The sequence below is a fragment of the Nocardia tenerifensis NBRC 101015 genome (assembly GCF_000308715.1).
Lineage (GTDB): Bacteria > Actinomycetota > Actinomycetes > Mycobacteriales > Mycobacteriaceae > Nocardia > Nocardia tenerifensis.
In genome coordinates this window covers 1-19,525 of sequence record NZ_BAGH01000040.1, presented here as the reverse complement: position 1 = coordinate 19,525, position 19,525 = coordinate 1, and the positions used below count along the sequence as shown (strand labels likewise).

The window sequence follows — 19,525 nt, the reverse complement described above, 5'->3', positions numbered from 1 at the left end:
CGGCGGCGCGGCGCGCGCATCTCCGCGCGGCCCAATGCCAGGCCGCCGTGGCGGCCGACGCCGCCGAGCACCGAACAGCTCGAGCTGCTCGTCACCGAGCTGCGCGCGGCCGAGCGCGCGACCAGCGCCCGCTCCGGACAGTCGGTGCGGATGGACGGCACCCGCACCAATACCGCGGCGACCCTCGCGCTGCTCCAGCTCGCGGCGCGGGTGCGGCGGTCGGTCAATATCGGCTACGTCGACGCGTCCGGCGTCGCGACGCAGCGCGTGGTGGAACCGATCAAGGTCGGCAACGGCCAGTTGGACGCGGTCGACCCGGTGACCGGCGCGATCCGGCACTTCACGCTGCACCGGATCGCGTCGGTCGCTCTGCTGGAGTGATCAGGCCTTGGGCTTGGCGAGGCAGAAGGTCGTCTTCGGGGCCTCGGAGATCAGGCGGAAGCTGTCCGCGTCCGCGCCGCACAGCAGCTCGTCGGCCTGTCCGTCGATCCGCTTCACGACCTTGAAGTTGGCCTCGCTGGACCCGCAGTCCACGTTCTTGACGCCGGCCGAGCTGGACTCGCTGTAGCAGCTGCCCTGCTTGAAGTTGGGTGCCAGGCACAGGAAGGCGGTGCCGCCGTCGGCGAAGTTGGCCTGGTAGGCGGTGTAGTCGGTCGCGCAGTCGAGCTTCTTGTCCGAGGTCTGCGCGATCTTGTAGACGGCCTTCTCCGACGAGCAGTCGACCGTCTCGGTCTTGGCGTCGGCCGTGGCGCCCCTGACGACGCAGTCGCCGACCTTGGCCGTGCCGGACTTGCCGTCGTCCTTGGCCGAGGAACAACCGACCACCGTGATGACGACCGCCGCCACCGCTACGAGGGCAAGCACCACGCGTGCCAGCAGCCTCGCTCCTGGAAAGTTCACCTGAAAACCTCTCTCACCGAACACATTCACGCCGCTCGCGAACGCGGTGAGGATACCCGGACGCCGAGCGCGACCGCATCAGCTCTACGGGTGATACCGGACGTGGCGCGACTGACTACCAGGTGCTCCACATGCCGAGCAGGGCGTACCCGAGGATGCTCGGGAGCAGGCGACCGAGCAGTTGGAGACCAAAAGAGTTCACTGGCAATGCCTTTCGCGACTTACCCTGACGTGGACATTCGTCCAACACGTGGGTTCTTTCGCTTCGGCCCGCCATGTCGTTACGCTTGGCGAGTATGACGCTGGACGACGTCGCCCGCGACCTGTACGGACTCGCTCCGAGCGAGTTCGTCGCCGCGCGCACGGCCCAGGTCGACAAGGCCAAGGAGGCGGGCGACAAAGAGCTCGCGACCGCCATCGGCAAGCTCCGCAAACCGACGGTCACCGCCTGGACGGTGAACCTGCTGGCCCGCGAGGCGCCCGACGACGTGGCGGCGCTGCTGGAACTCGGCGCGGCATTGCGCTCGGCGCAGCGCACACTCTCCGGCGACGAGTTACGCACCCTGACGGGACAGCGCCAGCAGGCGGTCAACGCGCTCGCCAAGAAGGCGGGCGAACTCGCCGCCGGGCACGACCACCCGGTGAACGAGGGCGTGCTGCGCGAGGTGGGCCAGACCCTCACCGCCGCGCTTGCCGACCCGGAGGTCGCCGAGCAGGTCCACTCCGGAACGTTGACCACGGCTGAGACCTATGCGGGTTTCGGTCCCGCGGGGCCCGGCTCGGCCGCCGTCGAGGACAAACCTGCCACGCAGAAACCCGGCGCGCGCAAGTCCGGTGCGAACAAGTCCAAGTCGGTCAAGTCCAAATCGGCCAAGGACAAGTCACCCGAGGACAAGAAAGACGACACCTCGCGACAGGAGCTGGACGACGCCCTGGCCGCGCTCGAAACCGCCCGCACGGCACGGGATTCGGCCAAGCAGGAGGCCGAGAGCGCGGCGGACCGCCTCGGCGGCATCGACTCGCGGATCGCCGAGTTGAAGGAGTCACTCGCCCAGGTCGAGCAGGAGCGCCAGTCCACCCGCGCGGCCGAACGCACGGCACAGGATCAATTGCGCACGGCCGAGCGGCAACTCGATCGAGTGGAACGCTGGGTGCGGCGGGCGCGCGAGCGCGTCGACGACTGAGCGGGCGACGCTCAGCCGCGCAGGGAGCCGGGGAAGAGGTACTCGTCCGGCGGCTGCGTGGCCTGGTTGAGCCAGGCGTCGAAGAATCCGGTCAGATCCGTCGGCGACTTGGACTGGACGAAGCGGCGGAACTCCGGCATGGTCGCGTTGCCGTACGCATGACCCGCGTTGAATTCCCTTATCGCCGAGAAGAACACACCGTCGCCGAGCTGCCTGCGCAACGCGTGCAGGAACAAAGGTCCACGGTAATAAACCGACGTGAATTCCCTTCCAGCGCCGGGATTCTCCAGCGGGATGTCCCAGAACTCGTTGTTGCCCTGGTACTTCTGGATCGTCTGCCGGAACTCCTGGTCGACGTCCTTGCCTTCTTTCCGCTCCGGCCACAGGTAGTCGGCGGTGTAGCTGGCGAAGCACTCGTTCAGGCAGATGTCGGACCACTGCCGCACCGAGACCGAGTCGCCCCACCACTGATGGGTGTTCTCGTGCACCGCGGTCGCCAGGTCGGTCCACGGCGCGTAGATCGGCCGGGTCTGGGTCTCCAGGGAGAAGGCGATGTCGGCGTCGACGTAGATGCCGCCCCCGGACTCGAATGGGTAAGGGCCGTAGAGGCTTTCGAGGAAGTCGAGGATCTCCGGCAGGCGCTGCTCGGTCTCCCGGTTCCGCTCGGCCTCCGGCGCGAAGGCGCTGATCAGCGGGGTGCCGTTGGCGCGCTGCTGATCGAGGAAGTCGAACCGGTCGATCGCGACCGTGGTCAGGTAGCCGACCACCGGCTGACGGGCCTCCCAGCTGACCGTCCGCCGCTCGCCCTGCACCACGTCCTGGGTGCGCAGGCCGATGGAGACCACCTCCCACTCCGCCGGAACGGTCGCGTGCAGCGCGAAGGTGGCCTTGTCCAGCGGGGTGTCGTTGAGCGGGTACCAGGTGGTGGCGGAGTGCGGCTCGCCCGCGGCGAACGCGCCGCCGCTCGGCGCGTACGTCCAGCCCGCGCCCTCGGTGTTCGCGGCGGGTCCCGCGTAGTCCACGGTCACTGTGAACGGTAGTCCCGGCAGCAGCGGAAGTAGCGGCGTCACGGTGAGTTCGTGCTCGCCGTTTCGGGCGAATGCGGCGGGCTGGTTGTTCACCGACACCGACCGCACCTCGGGCCCGGCGAAGTCCAGGTTGAACGCGCGCAACGCCTGGGTCGAGACGGCCTCGACGCGCGTCGTCCCGATCAGCTGATGACTCGGCGGGTCGTAGTCGATGGTGACGTCGTAGTGGCGCGCGTCGTAGCCGCCGTTGCCGTCCTCCGGGTAGTACGGGTCACCGAGCCCGGACGACCCGGTGAACGGATCGGGCGGCGGGTCCGCGGCGGCAGGCCCCGCGGCGGTGACGAGCACGCCGACGACCGCGGCACACATCAAGCCGGACAACCTCATTCGCCAACCGCCCCTCTCGGCCCCCCGACTTTTTCGGCACGGCCGTACCGACCGACTGATCGTAGTCCGTTCAGTTGCTGCTTCCGGTGAGCGCCACCGAGGCGCCGAGACCGACGATCATCATGCCGCCCGCCCCGCCGACCGCCTCCAGCCTGCGCGGCGACCGGGCGAACCAGCTGCGCGCCGAGGCGGCGAGCAGCGCCCACGCGCTGTCGGAGACCACCGCGATGGCCAGGAAGAGCGAGCCGAGGATCAGGAACTGCAGCTGCAGCGGCCCGGCGGCGGGGTCGGCGAAGTTCGGCAGGATGGCGGCGAAGAAGACGATCGCCTTCGGGTTGGTCAGCCCGACGAGCACGCTCTGGCGCAGCACCCGCGAGTTCGGCACCACCTCGACCTGGGTGCCGAGCGCGTCACGCAGCGACTTGCGCTCGCGAATCGCCTGCACGCCGATGTAGATCAAGTACAGCGCGCCGGCGAACTTGATCACGGTGAGCGCGAGCGCCGACGCCATCAGCAGGGTGCCGAGCCCTATCGAGACGAGCAACAAGACGACGAACACACCCAGACTGTGCCCGGCCACCGACAGCAATGCCGCGCGCCTGCCGAGCGTGAGCGCGCGTCCGATGGTGAACAGCACACCGGGCCCGGGGACGATGATGAGGACGGTCGCCGCGGCGGCGAACGCCAGCAGGTTGGACATCGGAACCATCTTCGAAGTCTATGCGCGGGCGCAACTCCGAAAAGGCTGGAACATCCGGGATTCAGGAGCCGAGGTCGCCCGGCAGTTGGTGCGGATCGAGCAGCAGGCGCTTGGCGGGGGCGCGGCGGACCTTGTCGGTAAGCGCGAGATTGTCGGTGAGCAAACGCCATTCGGCGTCACTGATCGCGGCGCGGGCGCGCTCGATGACCTCCTCGTCGGTGGTGCCCCACGCGATGGGCATGGCGCTGACCGACTGCCACCGCTCGCCGACCTGACGCGGGGCGCGGTCGGTGCGCACGGCGACCGAGGGCACCCGCTCCCCCGCCGTCACCTCGTGGCCGGGCAGCGCGCGGACCCGGCGGATCACCAGCGCGTAGCGTGAATCGGTCGCGCCCGGCTTGGCCACGTCGACCAGGGCGAGCAGCACCACGCTCGACGGATAGGCCTCCGCGACCACCGCGGGCACGAGCTCGCCGTCGGTGTACAGCTTGTCGATGCTGGCGTGCCGCGCGGTCCAGATGGCCACCCACAGCGCGACCACCGCGCCGAGGATGAAGGCGATGGTGAGCAGGTAGGCCCACGGGTGGTCGAGGTAGATCAGGTAGGCCGCGCCGGCCGCCGCGATGATCGCGGCGACGACCGCCAAAATGCGTAGTCGACGCTGGTCGGCGAAGACTTCGTTGACCGCGCGGGCATGCTTGCGGTCCACCGGGAATTCGAAGCGTCGCACGTCCCTATTCCTAGCACAGTTTGCGGAGGAATTGCCTCCGCTTATCCGATGGGCGGGCCGAGCAGGTCGTCGGCGTCCATGATGCGGTAGGCATACCCCTGTTCCGCCAGAAAACGCTGGCGGTGCGCGGCATATTCGGCGTCGAGCGTGTCTCTGGCCACCACCGAGTAGAAATGGGCTTGCCCCCCATCGTGTTTCGGCCGCAGCAGCCTGCCGAGGCGCTGCGCCTCCTCCTGTCGCGAGCCGAACGTACCCGAAACCTGCACCGCCACCGAGGCTTCGGGCAGATCGATGGAGAAGTTCGCCACCTTGCTCACCACCAGCACGGGGATCTCGCCCTGCCGGAAGGCCTCGAAGAGTTCTTCGCGCTCTTTGGTTTTCGTCGAGCCCTGGATCACCGGGGCGTTCAACGCGGCGCCGAGCTCGTCCAGCTGCTCGAGGTAGGCGCCGATCACCAGGGTCGGCGCGTCGGTGTGCTTGGCCAGGATCGACTGCACCACCGGGATTTTCGTGCGCGCGGTGGAGCACAGCTTGTAGCGCTCCTCCGGCTCGGCGGTCGCGTAGGCCATCCGTTCGGCGTCGGTCAGCGTGACCCGGACCTCGATGCAGTCGGCCGGGGCGATCCAGCCCTGCGCCTCGATGTCCTTCCACGGCGCGTCGTAGCGCTTCGGGCCGATCAGGGAGAACACGTCGCCCTCGCGGCCGTCCTCCCGAACCAGGGTCGCGGTGAGGCCGAGGCGGCGGCGCGACTGCAGGTCGGCGGTCATCCGGAAGACCGGGGCGGGCAGCAGGTGCACCTCGTCGTAGATGACCAGGCCCCAGTCGCGGCTGTCGAACAGCTCGAGGTGCTTGTACTCACCCTTGGTGCGGCGGGTGATCACCTGGTAGGTCGCGATGGTGACCGGGCGGATCTCCTTGCGTTCGCCCGAGTACTCGCCGATCTCCTCCTCGGTCAGCGAGGTGCGCGCCAGCAGCTCGCGCCGCCACTGCCTGCCCGCGACCGTGTTGGTGACCAGGATCAACGTGGTCGCCTTCGCCTTGGCCATGGCGGCCGCGCCGACCATCGTCTTGCCCGCGCCGCAGGGCAGCACCACCACGCCGGACCCGCCCGCCCAGAACGAGTCGGCGGCCATCTCCTGGTAGTCGCGCAGGTGCCACTTGTCGTCGGTGTAGTCCAGCTCGATCGGGTGCGCCTCGCCGTCGACGTACCCGGCCAGGTCCTCGGCGGGCCAGCCGATCTTCAGCAGCATCTGCTTGATCCGGCCGCGCTCGGAGCCGTGCACGATGACCGTGTCGTCGTCGATCCTGGCCCCGAACATCGGCGCGAGCTTCTTGTGCCGCAGCACCTCCTCCAGCACCGCCCGATCCAGGCTGACCAGCACCAGGCCGTGCGCCGGGTGCTTGACCAGCTGCAACCGCCCGTACCGCGCCATGGTGTCGACAATGTCGACCAGCAGCGGCTGCGGCACCGCGTACCGGGAGAAGCTGACCAGCGCGTCGACCACCTGCTCGGCGTCGTGGCCCGCGGCCCGCGCGTTCCACAGCGCCAGCGGCGTCACCCGGTAGGTGTGCACGTGCTCGGGCGCCCGCTCCAGCTCGGCGAACGGGGCGATGGCCTGACGCGCCGCGTCGGCCAACTCGTGGTCGACCTCCAGCAGCAGCGTCTTGTCACTCTGGACAATCAGTGGACCGTCGGTCAAGGTCCCTCCTCGCATCGATTCCGGACCATTCTTCCTGAGACCCCCGACAGCCCGGCACGGACGGTCCCCTGACCACGACAATCGCCGCTGGGAGAGGCAGTCGATCTCAGCGGGACTCGCGGGCCGACTGGAGGGCGCGGTCGAACTCGGCGGGCCAGTCCAGAGCCGGGCCCGACGGGTCGGTGGACAGGCGGGCGGCCAGCCAGTGGTCGCGTCGGCGGCCGCGTTGCAGGCTGCCCAGGCGGGACAGACCTTCGTAGTGGAAGCCGGCGCGGCGCGCCACCGCGGCCGAGGGGTAGTTGCCGACGAAGGCGCGCCAACTGATGCGCTCGAGAGCCAGGCCGTTGGGGCGGAAACCGTAGTCGCAGACCATATTCACGGCCTGGGTCATCAGGCCGCGGGAGCGTGCGCTCGGGGCCAGCCAGTAGCCGATCTCGGCCGCCGACTCGTCGCGTTCGCCGAGGCCGATCATGCCGACGACGGGACCGTCCTGGTACAGGCGCAGCGCCCAGGTCGGGCTGTGGCCCGCCCAGCCGGGGCGGACGATGTCGTCGATGAAGGTCTGCGCGTTGTCGCGGGTGTAGGGCACCGGGATGGTCACCCACTCGCCGATGGACGGGTGCTGGCAACACTCGGTGATCGCGTCGATGTCCGCGGCGGTGGGGATCGACAGCCAGACCATTCCGTTCGACAGCGCGTGTGCGTCCATCGAGTCATGTTGTCATGAATCACGCGGGCGCAGCATCCGGTTTCGGCGTGCGCGCCCGGCCATACCGTGGTAAATCGACCGGCCGGGAGATCGTAGACTCTTCCCGATGGTCGCCGCTCTGCTCGCCGGATTGTTCGAATCACACCGGGCGCATCTGCTCTCGGTCGCGTATCGGCTGACGGGCAGCGTCGGCGACGCCGAGGACGCGGTGCAGGAGAGCTGGCTGCGCCTGGCCGGCGCCCACCAGTCCGAGATCGACGACCCGCGCGCCTGGCTGACGACCGTGGTGAGCCGGATCTGCCTCGACCGCCTGCGCAGCGCCGCGGTGCGCCGGGAAAGCTATGTGGGGCAATGGCTGCCGGAGCCGGTGGTGACCGGCCGCACGCCGTCGAGCACGCCGGATCCGCTGGAGACGGTGGTGCGCAGGCAGGAGTACCGCCTCGCGGCCATGGTGGTGCTCGACCGCCTGACCCCGCCGCAGCGGGTGGCTTTCGTTCTGCACGACGGACTTTCGGTGCCGTTCGATGAGATCGCCGACATCCTCGAGGTCTCGGTCGAGGCCGCGCGGCAGCTCGCGGTCCGCGCCCGCAAGGCCGTCGCGGACACGCCGCCGCCGGTGCCCGACGCCGAGCACGAGGCCGCGGTGCAGCGCTTCCTGACCGCGCTGCGCGCCGGTGACGTACGCGCGGTCACCGCTGCGCTGCACCCGGATTCGCGGGCGATCGGCGACGCCGACGGCACCACGTCCACCGCCGTGAACACGCTGCACGGCGCGGACCGCATCGCCCGTTTCTTCGCAGGCCTCGTGCGCAAGTACGGCCTCGACGGCCCGGAGATCGACCCCGCCTACGACTACGAATTGGCCACGGTCAACGGACAATTGGGGTTGGTGGTCACCGCCGATTACGACCATCCGCCCCGGGTGATGGGCTTCACCGTCCGCGACGGATTGGTCTGGGCTACTTACGATCTCGCGAACCCGGCCAAGCTGACCGGCATTCGACTCGGCTGAAACCCGCGAATTCTCGCGCCCATGAGCTGTCGGCACAAACCGGCGCGGGCGCGGTGACGTGGCACAACCCACACCGCGAGCCGTCGGCCCCCACGCCGAAACCTCGGCACGCCGCCGAACTGCGCGGTAGAACACGGCGCTGCCAGCATCAACCCGCTGGACTAGTCTCCGAATATGCCTCCGCAACCCGCCACCGTTGCCCGCCTGCGCCCGTTCGCCTCCACCATCTTCGCGGAGATGACCGAACTCGCCGTCCGGTTCGACGCGGTGAACTTAGGGCAGGGCTTCCCCGACGCCGACGGCCCCGCCGGCATGCTCGAGGTCGCCAGGCAGGCCATCGCCGACGGCCTCAACCAGTACCCGCCCGGCCGCGGCATGCCGGTGCTGCGCCGCGCCATCGCCGACGACCGGGCCCGCCGCTACGGCACCGTCTACGATCCCGACACCCAGGTGCTGGTGACCGTCGGCGCGACCGAGGCGATCAGCGCCGCCATCCTGGGCCTGGTCGAGCCGGGCGCCGAGGTGGTGCTGATCGAGCCGTACTACGACTCCTACGCCGCCGCAGTGGCATTGGCGGGCGCGCGGCGGCGCACCGCGCGGCTGGTGGCCGACGGCGACGGCTTCGTGCTCGATCTGGACAGCCTCCGGGCCGCGATCACCCCGGCGACCAGAATGCTGGTAGTCAACTCTCCGCACAATCCGACCGGCACCGTACTGGGCCGCGCCGATCTGCAGGCCATCGCCGAGATCGCCTGTGAGCACGACATTCTGGTGCTCACCGACGAGGTGTACGAGCATCTCGTCTACGACGACGCCGAGCACATCAGCCTGTCCACGCTGCCCGGCATGGCCGAGCGCACCGTGGTGGTGTCCAGTGCGGCAAAGACTTTCAACGTCACCGGCTGGAAGACCGGGTGGGCGTGCGCGCCCGCCGCGCTGATCGACGGCGTGCTCGCCGCCAAGCAGTTCATGACCTTCGTCGCGGGCGGCCCGTTCCAGCCCGCGGTCGCGCACGCGCTGAACAACGAGCTCGACTGGGTTGCCGGGCTGCGGGACACGTTGTCCGAGAGACGACTTCGGCTCGCCGCCGCCCTCGCCGATACCGGCCTGGGCGTGAAGTCCAGTGCCGGCGGCTATTTCGTGTGCGGTGACATCACGGCGCTCGGCGCGACCGACGGCCTCGCCTTCTGCCGCGACCTGCCGAAGCGGCTCGGCGTCGCCGCCGTCCCGGTCAGCGTCTTCGCCGACGACGCGGCCGCCTGGAATCACCTGGTGCGCTTCACCTTCTGCAAGCGCGACGAGACCCTCGACGAGGGCGTGCGCCGACTCCGCGCGGGCGGCCGATAAAAGTTGCCGTACCCTGTCAGGTTTCGCTGGCAGGGTATGGCCCATGGCTACCCAATACTTCACCGCGACCAGCTTCGACGGCTACATCGCCGACGCGGACAACTCGCTGACCTGGCTATTCGAGGTCGACGACGACGGCACCACGCAGAGCAATATCGACGACTACCTGTCCGGCGTCGGCGCGATGTGCATGGGCTCGACCACCTACGAGTGGATCATCGCCAACGACCCGCCCGAGAACTGGGCCAAGACCTACGGCGACATCCCGTGCTGGGTCTTCACCCACCGCACGCTGCCCGTCGTTCCCGGCGCCGACGTGCGTTTCGTGTCCGGCGCGGTGGAGCCGGTGCACCGGGAGATGGCCGAGGCCGCGGGCGACAAGAATATCTGGATCGTCGGCGGGGGCGAGCTCACCGGCTCTTTCGCCGACGCGGGGCTGCTCGATGAGATCATCGCCTCCGTCGCACCGGTGACGCTGGGCGGCGGCGCCGCGGTGCTGCCGCGCCGAATTCCGGCCTCGCGCATGCGATTGGTCGATATCTCGCGGTTCGGTCAGTTCGCCCAGCTGCGCTATCAAGTGGTGAACTGATCCGTCGTCCTGACCTCTCGCCGGGCGCGGGAGGTCAGGACGGGTGCGGCAGGGTCGGGTCGGCCGGTGGCCTGGTCCGCGGATACCGGCGGGCCTGCGGCGCGTGCCAGCCGAAGCGCAGCGCGAGCAGGCGGAACACGATCGCGCCGAGCGCGGCCAGCGCCCCGGTCCACGCCTGGTAGGCGCCGAAGTGCAGCAGCGCCGCCGTGATGATGGCGCCGACCAAGGCGGGCACCGCGTAGATCTGTTCGGGGCGAAGCACATTCGGGGTCTGGCCGCCGAGCAGGTCGCGGATGACGCCGCCGCCGATCGCGGTGACCAGGCCGAGCAGCGCGGCCGACGGCGCGCCGAGCCCCCGCGAGTAGGCGGCGACCGTCCCGGTCACGCAGAACAGGCCGAGCCCGAAGGCGTCGGCCACCTCGAGCGGTCCCCGGGTCAGCCGCCGCGGCGGATGCCAGAAGAAGATGACGACCGCGGCGAGCGTCGCCGTCGTCAGATAGCTGAGATCGACGAACGCCAGGGGCGGCGTGCGGCCGCTGAGCAGATCCCGGATGATGCCGCCGCCGAGCGCGGTGGCGCACGCGAGCACCAGGATCCCGAAGATGTCGAAGTCGCGCCGCACGGCCAGCAACGCGCCCGAACTCGCGAACGCGAACACCCCGAACAACTCTCCGACATGCTGCGCCGCGTCCACCGCGGACCCGAAGTGACCGGCCGACAGATCCACCATGCCGCTCACCGTGTCACACCGCGTCGCGCGCTCCCAGCCGACAGGCCAGCGAGTGACCCGACTGCGGCACACACCACCCGGCGAACCGCCCGCTATGTCAGGCGGGGACGGGCCGCGCCCGGTCGGTGGCGACGAGGACCGCGATGGCGCCGAGCATGGTGCCCATCAGATAACGCTGAGCGCGCAGCCACAGCGGGCGACCGCTGAGGAAGGTCGCGATGCCGCCCGCGCCGAGCACGATCAGGCCGTTGACCGTCAGCGCCACCGCAATCTGCACCAGGCCGAGGCACAGGCTCTGCAACCAGACGTGCCCGTGGTCGGGCGCCACGAACTGCGGGATCAGCGCCATGTACATGATCGCGATCTTCGGGTTGAGCAGGTTCGTGACCAACCCCATCGTGAACAACCGCCGCGTCGGATCCGCGGGCAACGCGGCGGGCGCGAACACCGAGGTGCCGCCGGGCCGCAGCGCCTGCCAGGCCAGCCACAGCAGATACGCGGCCCCGGCCAGCTTCACCGCGAGGTACAGCCCCGGCACCACCGCGAACACCGCGGTGATCCCCGCCGCCGCCGCGACCAGGTACACCCCGAACCCCGCCGCGACACCGGCCAGCGACACCAGTCCGGCGCGTCGTCCCTGCGACACCGTCCTGGACACCAAATACATCATGTTCGGCCCCGGCGTCAGGACCAGCCCCAACGCCACGGCCGCCACGCCGAGCACCGCCGCCATTTCGATCACGCCACCGATCCTCGCCGACCCGCGCCCGTCCGTCTCGGTCCACTTGCGGGTTGCTGGTCCGGCCTCCCGCGCGGGAGGCCGAAACCGGCACGGCCGTCAGGCGTTACGGCGACGCTCGACCGCGTCGGCGAGCCGGTCGAGCTGGGCCGCCGTGGTGTCCCAGTCGAGGCAGGCGTCGGTGATGGACTGGCCGTAGGTCAGTTCGTCGGCGTGGCCGAGGGTGAGGTCCTGGCGACCGGCGACGAGGAAGCTCTCCAGCATCACGCCGACTACACCGCGCTCGCCTTCGGCCAACCGGCCCGCGATATCGGTGACCACGTCGACCTGCCGGTTGTGGTCCTTGTTGCTGTTGCCGTGGCTGGCGTCGACCACGACCCGCTGCGGCAGCCCGGCCTTCTCCAGCCGCATGCACGCCTCGGCGACCGACTCCGCGTCGTAGTTCGTGCCCGAGGTGCCGCCGCGCAGGATGACGTGGCAGTCGGGGTTTCCGATCGTGCGGATCAGCGCGGCCCGGCCGTCCAGGTCGGTGCCGGGGAACACGTGGCTGGCCGCGGCGGCGCGGACGCCGTCGACGGCCACCTGCACGTCGCCGTCGGTGCCGTTCTTGATGCCGACCGGCATGGACAGCGCGCTGCTCAGCTGGCGGTGCACCTGGCTGGCCGCGGTGCGGGCGCCGATCGCGCCGTAGGCGACCAGGTCCGCGATGTACTGCGGGGTGATCGGGTCGAGGAACTCACACGCGACCGGCAGGCCGAGACCCGAGATGTCGACCAGCAGCTTGCGGCCGAAGCCGAGGCCGGTGTTGACGTCGAAGGAGCCGTCCAGGTGCGGATCGTTGATCAGACCCTTCCAGCCCAGGGTGGTGCGTGGCTTCTCGAAGTACACCCGCATCACCACGTGCAGCCGGTCGTCGAGCTCGGCGGCCTTGGTGGCCAGGCGGCGGGCGTAGTCGAGGGCGGCGGCGGGGTCGTGCACCGAGCACGGGCCGACGATCACCATCAGGCGGTCGTCCACGCCGTTCAGCACGTCGACGGTGGCCGCGCGGCCGCGGCGGACCGTGTTCGCGAGGGTGTCGGTGATCGGGTGCACCTGGCGGACCTCGGCGGGCGAGCGCAGGGGACTTACGCTCAGAGTGCGCTGGTCATCCAGGTCGGAATGGCGTGGATCGATGTCGACAGCGGTAGTCATGTGGGTTCCTTTTCTTCGGCCGACCCACGGACGCGAAACCCCGTCGAGCCGGTCTGTCCAGCTCGGGGTGGAAGGTTGTCAGCGCAAGTGGTTGCCGCAGACCAGCCCACCCGGGGCCGGCTTGCTAAACCAGAAATACACGCGCTGCACGTCGGCGACTGTACCAGGCGTGTACCAAGGGGTGAATCGACCGTGCCGCACGCCACAGCGAGATCTTCTCGCCGCCGCGGCGAGCCGAACAACCAGGCCGGCGTTCAACTCGCCTGCGGCGAACCGGCTCTCAGCCCCACTGTCCAGGCACATAATCGCCCGCCGGGGTCTGGGCGATGACGTTCAACCGGTTCCAGGCGTTGATCATCGCGATGCCGGCGATCAGCCCGGCGATCTGATCGTCGTCGTAGTGCTTGCGCGCGTCCTCCCACACCGCGTCGCTGACGCCGCGGCCGTCGGCGATCCGGGTGGCCTCCTCGGTCAGCGCGAGCGCGGCCCGCTCGGCCTCGGTGAAGACGGTGGCCTCGCGCCAGGCGGCGACCAGGTTGAGCCGCACGGAGGTCTCGCCGTGGTGCGCGGCGTCCTTGGTGTGCATATCGGTGCAGTAGCCGCAGCCGTTGATCTGGCTCGCGCGAATCTTGACCAGCTCGTAGGTGGCCGTGGGCAGGCCGGAGTCGCTGATGACCTTGGTCGCCGCGTTGAGTCGCTTGACGAAGCTGGTCGCGACCGGGCTGCCGAAGAGGTTGAAGCGGGATTCCATGATGAGCCTTCCTTCGTGGTTGTTCTGCGTCTACAGAGAGGACGACACAGCTCCCCGATGTGTGACAGCGAAGGCGGCTCGGACTGCGGCGGCTACTTCGCGAATTCGTAGGTGACGCCGGTCAGCTTCTCCGACAGTTCCCACAACCCGCGGGCGACGTCCTCATCCCGCGATGCGCGCGAGGAGCCGGAGACGCCGGGGAAGCCGCGAAGGCCGCGAAAGCCGGTCGGCCCGTAGTAGCCGCCGGGTTCGACGTCCGTGGTCGCGGCGAACAGCGTTGGCAGCGAACCCATCTCGGCGCTCTGCGCGAGTACGCGGTTGCCCACCCACATCACCGCGTCCAACAGCGACTCGGTGTGCGACTGTAGTTCGGTCGAGGCGTAACCGGGGTGCGCGGCCACCGAGATCTTCGGCGAGCCCGCCGCGGTCAGCCTGCGGTGCAGTTCGTAGGCGAACATCAGGTTCGCCAGCTTCGCCTGCCCGTAGGCGGCCCAGCGCTGGTACTTGCGCCGCTCCCAGTTGAGGTCGTCCAGATCGATCTTGCCGATGACGTGCGCCCCGCTGGCGACGGTGACGATCCGCTCCGAAATCTTGTCCAGCAGCAGGCCGGTCAGCGCGAAGTGGCCGAGATGGTTTGTGCCGACCTGCATCTCGAAGCCGTCGGCGGTCCGCAGCTCGGGCAGCGCCATCACCCCGGCGTTGTTGATCAGCACGTCGGCCGGCTCCGTCGCGGCGGCGAACTCGCGCACCGACGCCAGATCCGCGAGGTCCAGCCTCCGCACCACCGCGCGGTCGCCCAGCGGCGCGGCCACCCGCTCGCCCTTGGCGACGTCGCGGCAGGCGAGCACCACCCGCCCGCCCGCGCCGGCCAGCGACCGCACCGTGGCCGCGCCGAGTCCGCTGTTGGCGCCGGTCACGATGAACGTCCGACCGGTCTGATCAGGCATCTTCGAGGTGTCCCAGCTGCTCATACCGGCGAGTCTAAACCCGGACGTCGCGGCACACCCGGCTCACCGTCGCGTCACCGAGAAACCCACGAGCCGCGCACCTTTCGATACGCGGCCCGTGGACCCGGCGGCCTACTGCGCGCGCACCACGTAAGGCGCTATGCTGCCGAGCTTTTCGCAGGTCTCCTCGAACTCCCGCTCGGGGCGGGACTGCTCGACGATGCCGCCGCCGGCGCGCAGCCAGGCGCCCTCGGTCGTCTGATAGATCGCGCGGAGCACCAGGGTCGCCTCCAGCGCGCCGGTCGCCGAGACCGTCACCACCGCACCGGAGTACAGCCCGCGCGGATCGTGGTCGAGCCGGAACACCGAGTCGATGCCCGCGCTCTTCGGGATGCCGGACGCCGTGACCGAGGGGAACAGCACCTCGAGCGCGTCCCAGGCGGACCGGTCGGCGGCCAGCCTGCCGCACACCGTGGAGGAGATGTGCTGCACGCTGCCGCGCTCGCGGATCGCCATGAAGTCGGTGACCGCGACGGTGCCCGGATCGGCCACCGAGGCCATCTCCGCGAACGAGGTCTGCACCGAAATCGCGTGCTCCACAATCTCTTTGGGGTCGGCGAGCAGGTCGGCGCGCGCCGCAGCGTCGAGCTCCGCGCCCCGGCCGAAGGCCCTGGTGCCCGCGACCGGCTCGGTAGTCACCAAACGCTCCTCGTCGACGGCGGCGACGAGTTCCGGGCTGAACCCGGCCGCTTCCAGTCCGCCGAGCCGCAACAGGAACGATCGCGCGGGCGTGTTGTGCGCGCGGCCGAGCCGATACGTCGCGGGCATGTCCACCACGAACGGCAAGTCGACCTTCCGCGAGAGGATGACCTTTTGGTAGCGGTTCGCCTGGATCTCCCCGACCGCCTCGGCGACCCGGCCCGCGTAACCGGTCGGATCGAGCCGGACGTCCGCCGGATGCGGCTGCGGCAGTTCGGACTCCTGCGACGCGGTGATCAGCTCGTGGATGTCGCCGGTCTCCGACGGCGTCGCGCCGGACACCCGGATGCCGAACTCACCGATCCGCACCTCGATGCGCGGAATCATCAACTGCACCAGCGTGGTTCGCGGATCGACGTGTTCGGTCGCGCCGTAGGCCCACGCGCAGAACTCGAATCCGATCCAGCCGTAGGCATTTCGGCCGTCGAGCGGCAACGCGCGCAGCGCCTGATCAACCACACTCGCCGGGCGGCCGTCCCATGACGTGGCGGTGGTCCGGCCGTCCCAGGTGACCCGCAGTTCCTCGACGTCGAGTTCGATGCCGCCGATCGGATCGGCCGCGAACACCCACTCGCCCGGCCGTTCGTACATCACGTACTCACCGAACCGATCGGCCCCCGCCAGCCGGGACATCGCTGCCGCCGGGTCGGTCACATACTCCACCCGCAAGCGTTCGTCCGTGGTCGACAACGATCCTCCAAAGTGCTAGCAGCCCAACTGTGGAGGTAAGGTTAGCATTACCTGACTATCTGGGGATTGTGCGTGCGGACACAGCCACCGGCCGCCGCGCGGGTTACTTCTCCGGGACGGCCAAGGCCGATCGCTCGACGCTCAGCAAACTTTCCGCGCTGTGTTCGGCGTGGTACGCGGCCGCGCCGCCACGCAGACCGAACAACCGCTTGGAGTAGAGCAGCCAGACCACCGCGGCGATATTGACCAGCAGCGCGCCGATCCGCAACGCGGTCACCTTCTCGGTCAGCTCGTAAATCTCCAGTGGCAGAAACAAACTCGTCGCGACGACGGCGAAGTACTCGCCCCACCGTTTCATCAGCCACAGCCCGAGCGCCTCGATGCCCTGCAACCCCGCGTAGACGAAGATGCCCGCGGCCACCCATAGCAGCGTCGTATTCGACAGGGAGAAGGCCTCATCGATCAGGTGCACGATCTTCGACCTGTCGATGTCCCAGCCGAGCTGGTCGGCCAGCGGTCGCAGCAGCGGCAGATCCTGATCGAACGCGGCCCGCATCGTCTCCCGCGACGTCCGGAACTTCAGCACGCCGAACGCGGCGACGACCAGCACCAGCCCACGCAGCAACCGCTCGATCGCCAAGGCGCGCATGAGCCAGCGATCCTGCAGCAGCCGTCCGCGCGGCACCTCGGGCGCGTGGTCGGCCGGACCGGACCCCACCGGCTCGCCCGGCACGAAGGTCCCGCAGCGCAGGCACCGCCACGCCACCCCGGCCACGGTGTCGACCCGCAGCCGCTCGGCCAGGTCCGCCTCGTCCGGCGCGTAGGTGTAGTGGCCGTGCCAGCCACACGCGCGTAGAGCCCAATCCATTCGAGCAGCGTAATTCGTGCGCGGGTCGAACGCGCCGATCATGGCCGCACGTTCGATTCGCTCGCCCGAGTGCCTGCGCGAAAACGTCGCGAGGGGATTCAATGGGGTGATCGTTAGTGGAGGGACTTGGGCATGATCGAGCACCGTGGCGGATCGCCTGCGGATATTCAGCGAGCGGCGGCGCCGGGTTCGGTGGTTGCCCTGGTCGACGCGGTCTCCGCGGTGGAGCGCGAACTCGTTGGCGCCTGGTTGGCCGAGGGCGGGATCGCCGCGGAGTTCGGCGCCGACGCGCCGATCACCCAGCTGGATCTGGACGCGGGCGCCGTGGCCGACCGCCTGGTCGGCAGGCACGACGACCCGCTCGTGGTCCCGGTGCGGGTGCTGTGGCTGCCGCCGGAGCGCGACGGCGTACGCCGGATCACCTTCGCGGACATGGCATTACTGACCAACCCGCGCAAGCCGAATCGGCTGGCGCAGCGCCGGTTGGCCGGACGGCCGAACCGGCACGTGGTACTCACCGGGCAGCCCGCGCTGCTCAGCGAGTTGCGCACGAACAATCCCGAGGCCGCCGCGCTGGTCGCCAAGGGCACGGCCGAGCCGTTCGCGCGCGCCATCGTGCGCGCCGCGGTGGTCGCGCTGGAGCGGGCCGAACGCACCATCATCGGCGACCGCTACAAGGTGCCCCGGCTGGTGGCCGAGGAGATCCTCGACTCCCGCGATTTCGGGCGCAGGCTCGAGCTCATCGCCGACCAGATCGGCGCGAGCCCGCACGAGGTGTACCGGCGCGCGGAGAAGGCGCTGAACGAACTCGTCGCGGCGCAAAGCAGATTGGTCTCCGACCTGTTCACCCAGGCCATGCGCCCGATCCACGCGTCGACCTGGAAGGTGGACTCCGACGACTCGGGGCTGGCCGCGCTGCGCGACCTCAACCGCCGCTATCCGCTGGTGTTCCTGCCCTCGCACCGCTCCTACGTCGACGCGTTCGTGCTCGGTGATGTGCTGGCCCGCAACGACTTTCCGCCCAACCACGTGATCGGCGGCGCGAACCTGAGCTTCTGGCCGATGGGCCCGATCGCGCGGCGCACCGGAACCGTGTTCATCCGGCGCAGTTTCGGCGACGACGAGGTGTACAAGGCGGTGGTCGAGGAGTACTTCGCCTTCCTGCTCGCCAAGCGATTCAACCTCGAGTGGTACTTCGAGGGCGGCCGCACCCGCACCGGCAAGCTGCGCCCGCCGCGCTACGGGCTGCTGAATTACCTCGCCGCGGCGGTGCGGGCGGAGCGTGTCGAGGACGTCATGCTGGTTCCGGTGTCGATCACCTACGAGCGGCTCAACGAGCTCGGCGCCATCTCGACCGAGCAGGTCGGCGGCAAGAAGAAGCCCGAGGGGCTCGCCTGGCTCGCGCGTTACGTTCGCAGCCAACAGCATTCGGCCGGGCACGTGTACGTGCGGTTCGGCGAGCCGCTCTCGGCCCGCGATCGGCTTGCGGCGCACGGTGATCCGCTCACCACACCGCCGCTCACCATCCCGCTGCACCGCACCGAGCCCGCGCCCGCCGGGCACACCGAGGCCGGGCAGGGCACGCCCGACTCGCCCGAGATCGCCGAGTTGGAGCGCAAAGCCGTGCAGCGGTTGGCCTTCGAGATCGCCGTCGGCATCAACGCGGTCACGCCCGTGACGGTCAACGCGCTGGTCACCCTCGCGCTGCTCGGCGTGCACGAGCGCGCCCTCACCCTCGGCGAGGTGCGCACGGTGCTCGCCCCGGTGCTCGGCTACATCGAGCGGCGCGACCTGCCGCACGGCGAGCTGGCCGCGCTGCGCGACGATCAGGGACTCGCCGTTGTGCTGGAACAACTCTCGCTCGCCAAGGTGGTGACGGTCTACCGCGGCGGGCTGGAGCCGGTGTACTCGATCGAGGCCGGCGCACACCTCGAGGCCGCGTTCTACCGCAACAGCGCGGTGCACTGGTTCGTCCACCGCGCCATCCTCGAGCTGTCCATCCTGGCCGCGCTCGACAGCGACGGCGCCGACCAGCTGACCACCGGCTGGGACGAGGCGTTCCGGCTGCGCGACCTGTTGAAGTTCGAGTTCTTCTTCCCGGAGCGGGCCGAGTTCGCCGAGCAGATGACGGCCGAGATGCTGCTGCTCGACCCCGAATGGCACAGCCACACCCGCGACAACACGCTCGGCGCCGAGGTCATGGCCAAGCTCACCGGGTCCGGATTCATGATGGCGCACCGCGTGCTTCGTTCCTTCTTCGACGCGCAGCTGGTGGTGGCCGAGCGGCTGGCCGCCCGCGAACCGGAGACCGAGATCGACCGCAAGCAGTTCATCGCCGAATGCGTCGCGGTCGGTAAGCAGATGATGCTGCAACAGCGGCTGCACAGCCCGGAATCGGTCTCCACCGAATTGTTCAGCACTGCACTGAAACTCGCCGACAACTACGGTCTGCTCGAAACCGTGTCCGATGACTCGGCCGCTCGCAGGGCCGAATTGGCCAGGCGTCGAGTGGAGTTCGCGGATCGGCTGCGCACCATCGGCGCCCGCATCTCGCAGGCCGCCGC

Annotated in this window: 19 protein-coding genes; 6 read left to right on the top strand and 13 right to left on the bottom strand. The window is 69.5% G+C overall.

Annotated features, from left to right (window positions below):
* Positions 1-381 (top strand): WYL domain-containing protein (locus tag ON39_RS03900; protein ID WP_040730997.1); only part of this gene is annotated, 381 nt, incomplete at its 5' end.
* Here ON39_RS03900 and ON39_RS03895 read toward each other — a convergent pair.
* Positions 382-900 carry an LppU/SCO3897 family protein gene (locus ON39_RS03895; RefSeq protein WP_040730994.1) on the bottom strand — a complete coding sequence of 173 codons (519 nt, stop codon included), beginning with the start codon at positions 898-900 and terminating at the stop codon, positions 382-384. It lies immediately after the preceding gene.
* Positions 901-1,196: 296 nt separating this feature from the next.
* Between ON39_RS03895 and ON39_RS03890 the strand changes: the two genes are divergently transcribed.
* On the top strand, positions 1,197-2,084 hold the full coding sequence (locus tag ON39_RS03890; protein WP_040730990.1) for a hypothetical protein: 888 nt from the start codon (positions 1,197-1,199) through the stop codon (positions 2,082-2,084).
* Positions 2,085-2,095: 11 nt separating this feature from the next.
* On the opposite strand, the gene ON39_RS03885 is transcribed toward ON39_RS03890, so the two are convergent.
* The 5 genes from ON39_RS03885 to ON39_RS03865 form a co-directional block, all read right to left on the bottom strand.
* A complete protein-coding gene (locus tag ON39_RS03885; protein ID WP_040730987.1) occupies positions 2,096-3,499 on the bottom strand; it encodes a M1 family metallopeptidase in 1,404 nt (467 codons plus the stop codon).
* Positions 3,500-3,569: 70 nt separating this feature from the next.
* Positions 3,570-4,208 carry a LysE family translocator gene (locus ON39_RS03880; RefSeq protein WP_040730986.1) on the bottom strand — a complete coding sequence of 213 codons (639 nt, stop codon included), beginning with the start codon at positions 4,206-4,208 and terminating at the stop codon, positions 3,570-3,572.
* A 52-nt stretch (positions 4,209-4,260) separates the two neighbouring features.
* Positions 4,261-4,929: a DUF3239 domain-containing protein gene (locus ON39_RS03875; RefSeq protein WP_051186270.1), complete on the bottom strand. Its 669-nt coding sequence runs from the start codon at positions 4,927-4,929 to the stop codon at positions 4,261-4,263.
* Positions 4,930-4,970: 41 nt separating this feature from the next.
* Entirely contained in the window at positions 4,971-6,629 is a 1,659-nt protein-coding gene (locus ON39_RS03870) for a DNA repair helicase XPB (protein ID WP_040730980.1), read from the bottom strand.
* A 106-nt stretch (positions 6,630-6,735) separates the two neighbouring features.
* A complete protein-coding gene (locus tag ON39_RS03865) occupies positions 6,736-7,338 on the bottom strand; it encodes a GNAT family N-acetyltransferase (protein ID WP_040730978.1) in 603 nt (200 codons plus the stop codon).
* A 106-nt stretch (positions 7,339-7,444) separates the two neighbouring features.
* Between ON39_RS03865 and ON39_RS03860 the strand changes: the two genes are divergently transcribed.
* From ON39_RS03860 to ON39_RS03850, 3 genes are all read left to right on the top strand, one after another.
* Positions 7,445-8,350 (top strand): sigma-70 family RNA polymerase sigma factor, encoded by a 906-nt coding sequence (locus tag ON39_RS03860; protein ID WP_040730976.1) that lies wholly within the window; start codon positions 7,445-7,447, stop codon positions 8,348-8,350.
* A 174-nt stretch (positions 8,351-8,524) separates the two neighbouring features.
* Entirely contained in the window at positions 8,525-9,697 is a 1,173-nt protein-coding gene (locus ON39_RS03855) for a pyridoxal phosphate-dependent aminotransferase (protein WP_040730973.1), read from the top strand.
* Between the two features lie 43 nt (positions 9,698-9,740).
* On the top strand, positions 9,741-10,286 hold the full coding sequence (locus ON39_RS03850; protein ID WP_040730971.1) for a dihydrofolate reductase family protein: 546 nt from the start codon (positions 9,741-9,743) through the stop codon (positions 10,284-10,286).
* A 34-nt stretch (positions 10,287-10,320) separates the two neighbouring features.
* Here the strand turns inward: ON39_RS03850 and ON39_RS03845 are convergent, their stop codons facing one another.
* The 7 genes from ON39_RS03845 to ON39_RS03815 form a co-directional block, all read right to left on the bottom strand.
* On the bottom strand, positions 10,321-11,016 hold the full coding sequence (locus ON39_RS03845) for a trimeric intracellular cation channel family protein (protein WP_051186271.1): 696 nt from the start codon (positions 11,014-11,016) through the stop codon (positions 10,321-10,323).
* A 97-nt stretch (positions 11,017-11,113) separates the two neighbouring features.
* The gene (locus tag ON39_RS03840; protein ID WP_040730969.1) at positions 11,114-11,758 is read right to left on the bottom strand and encodes a LysE family translocator; all 645 of its coding nucleotides are present in this window, start codon (positions 11,756-11,758) and stop codon (positions 11,114-11,116) included.
* A 96-nt stretch (positions 11,759-11,854) separates the two neighbouring features.
* A complete protein-coding gene (locus ON39_RS03835; RefSeq protein ID WP_040730967.1) occupies positions 11,855-12,946 on the bottom strand; it encodes a 3-deoxy-7-phosphoheptulonate synthase in 1,092 nt (363 codons plus the stop codon).
* A 280-nt stretch (positions 12,947-13,226) separates the two neighbouring features.
* Positions 13,227-13,697, bottom strand: coding sequence for a carboxymuconolactone decarboxylase family protein (locus tag ON39_RS03830; protein WP_040730964.1), 471 nt, complete (start codon positions 13,695-13,697; stop codon positions 13,227-13,229).
* Between the two features lie 92 nt (positions 13,698-13,789).
* Entirely contained in the window at positions 13,790-14,668 is an 879-nt protein-coding gene (locus ON39_RS03825; protein WP_040730962.1) for an oxidoreductase, read from the bottom strand.
* A 108-nt stretch (positions 14,669-14,776) separates the two neighbouring features.
* Positions 14,777-16,093, bottom strand: a complete 1,317-nt coding sequence (locus ON39_RS03820; RefSeq protein WP_040730960.1) for a salicylate synthase — start codon at positions 16,091-16,093, stop codon at positions 14,777-14,779.
* Between the two features lie 103 nt (positions 16,094-16,196).
* Positions 16,197-16,961 carry a DUF2127 domain-containing protein gene (locus ON39_RS03815; RefSeq protein WP_040731002.1) on the bottom strand — a complete coding sequence of 255 codons (765 nt, stop codon included), beginning with the start codon at positions 16,959-16,961 and terminating at the stop codon, positions 16,197-16,199.
* A 132-nt stretch (positions 16,962-17,093) separates the two neighbouring features.
* Between ON39_RS03815 and ON39_RS03810 the strand changes: the two genes are divergently transcribed.
* Positions 17,094-19,525: glycerol-3-phosphate 1-O-acyltransferase (locus tag ON39_RS03810; RefSeq protein ID WP_063713299.1), on the top strand; the 2,432-nt coding region annotated here is incomplete at its 3' end.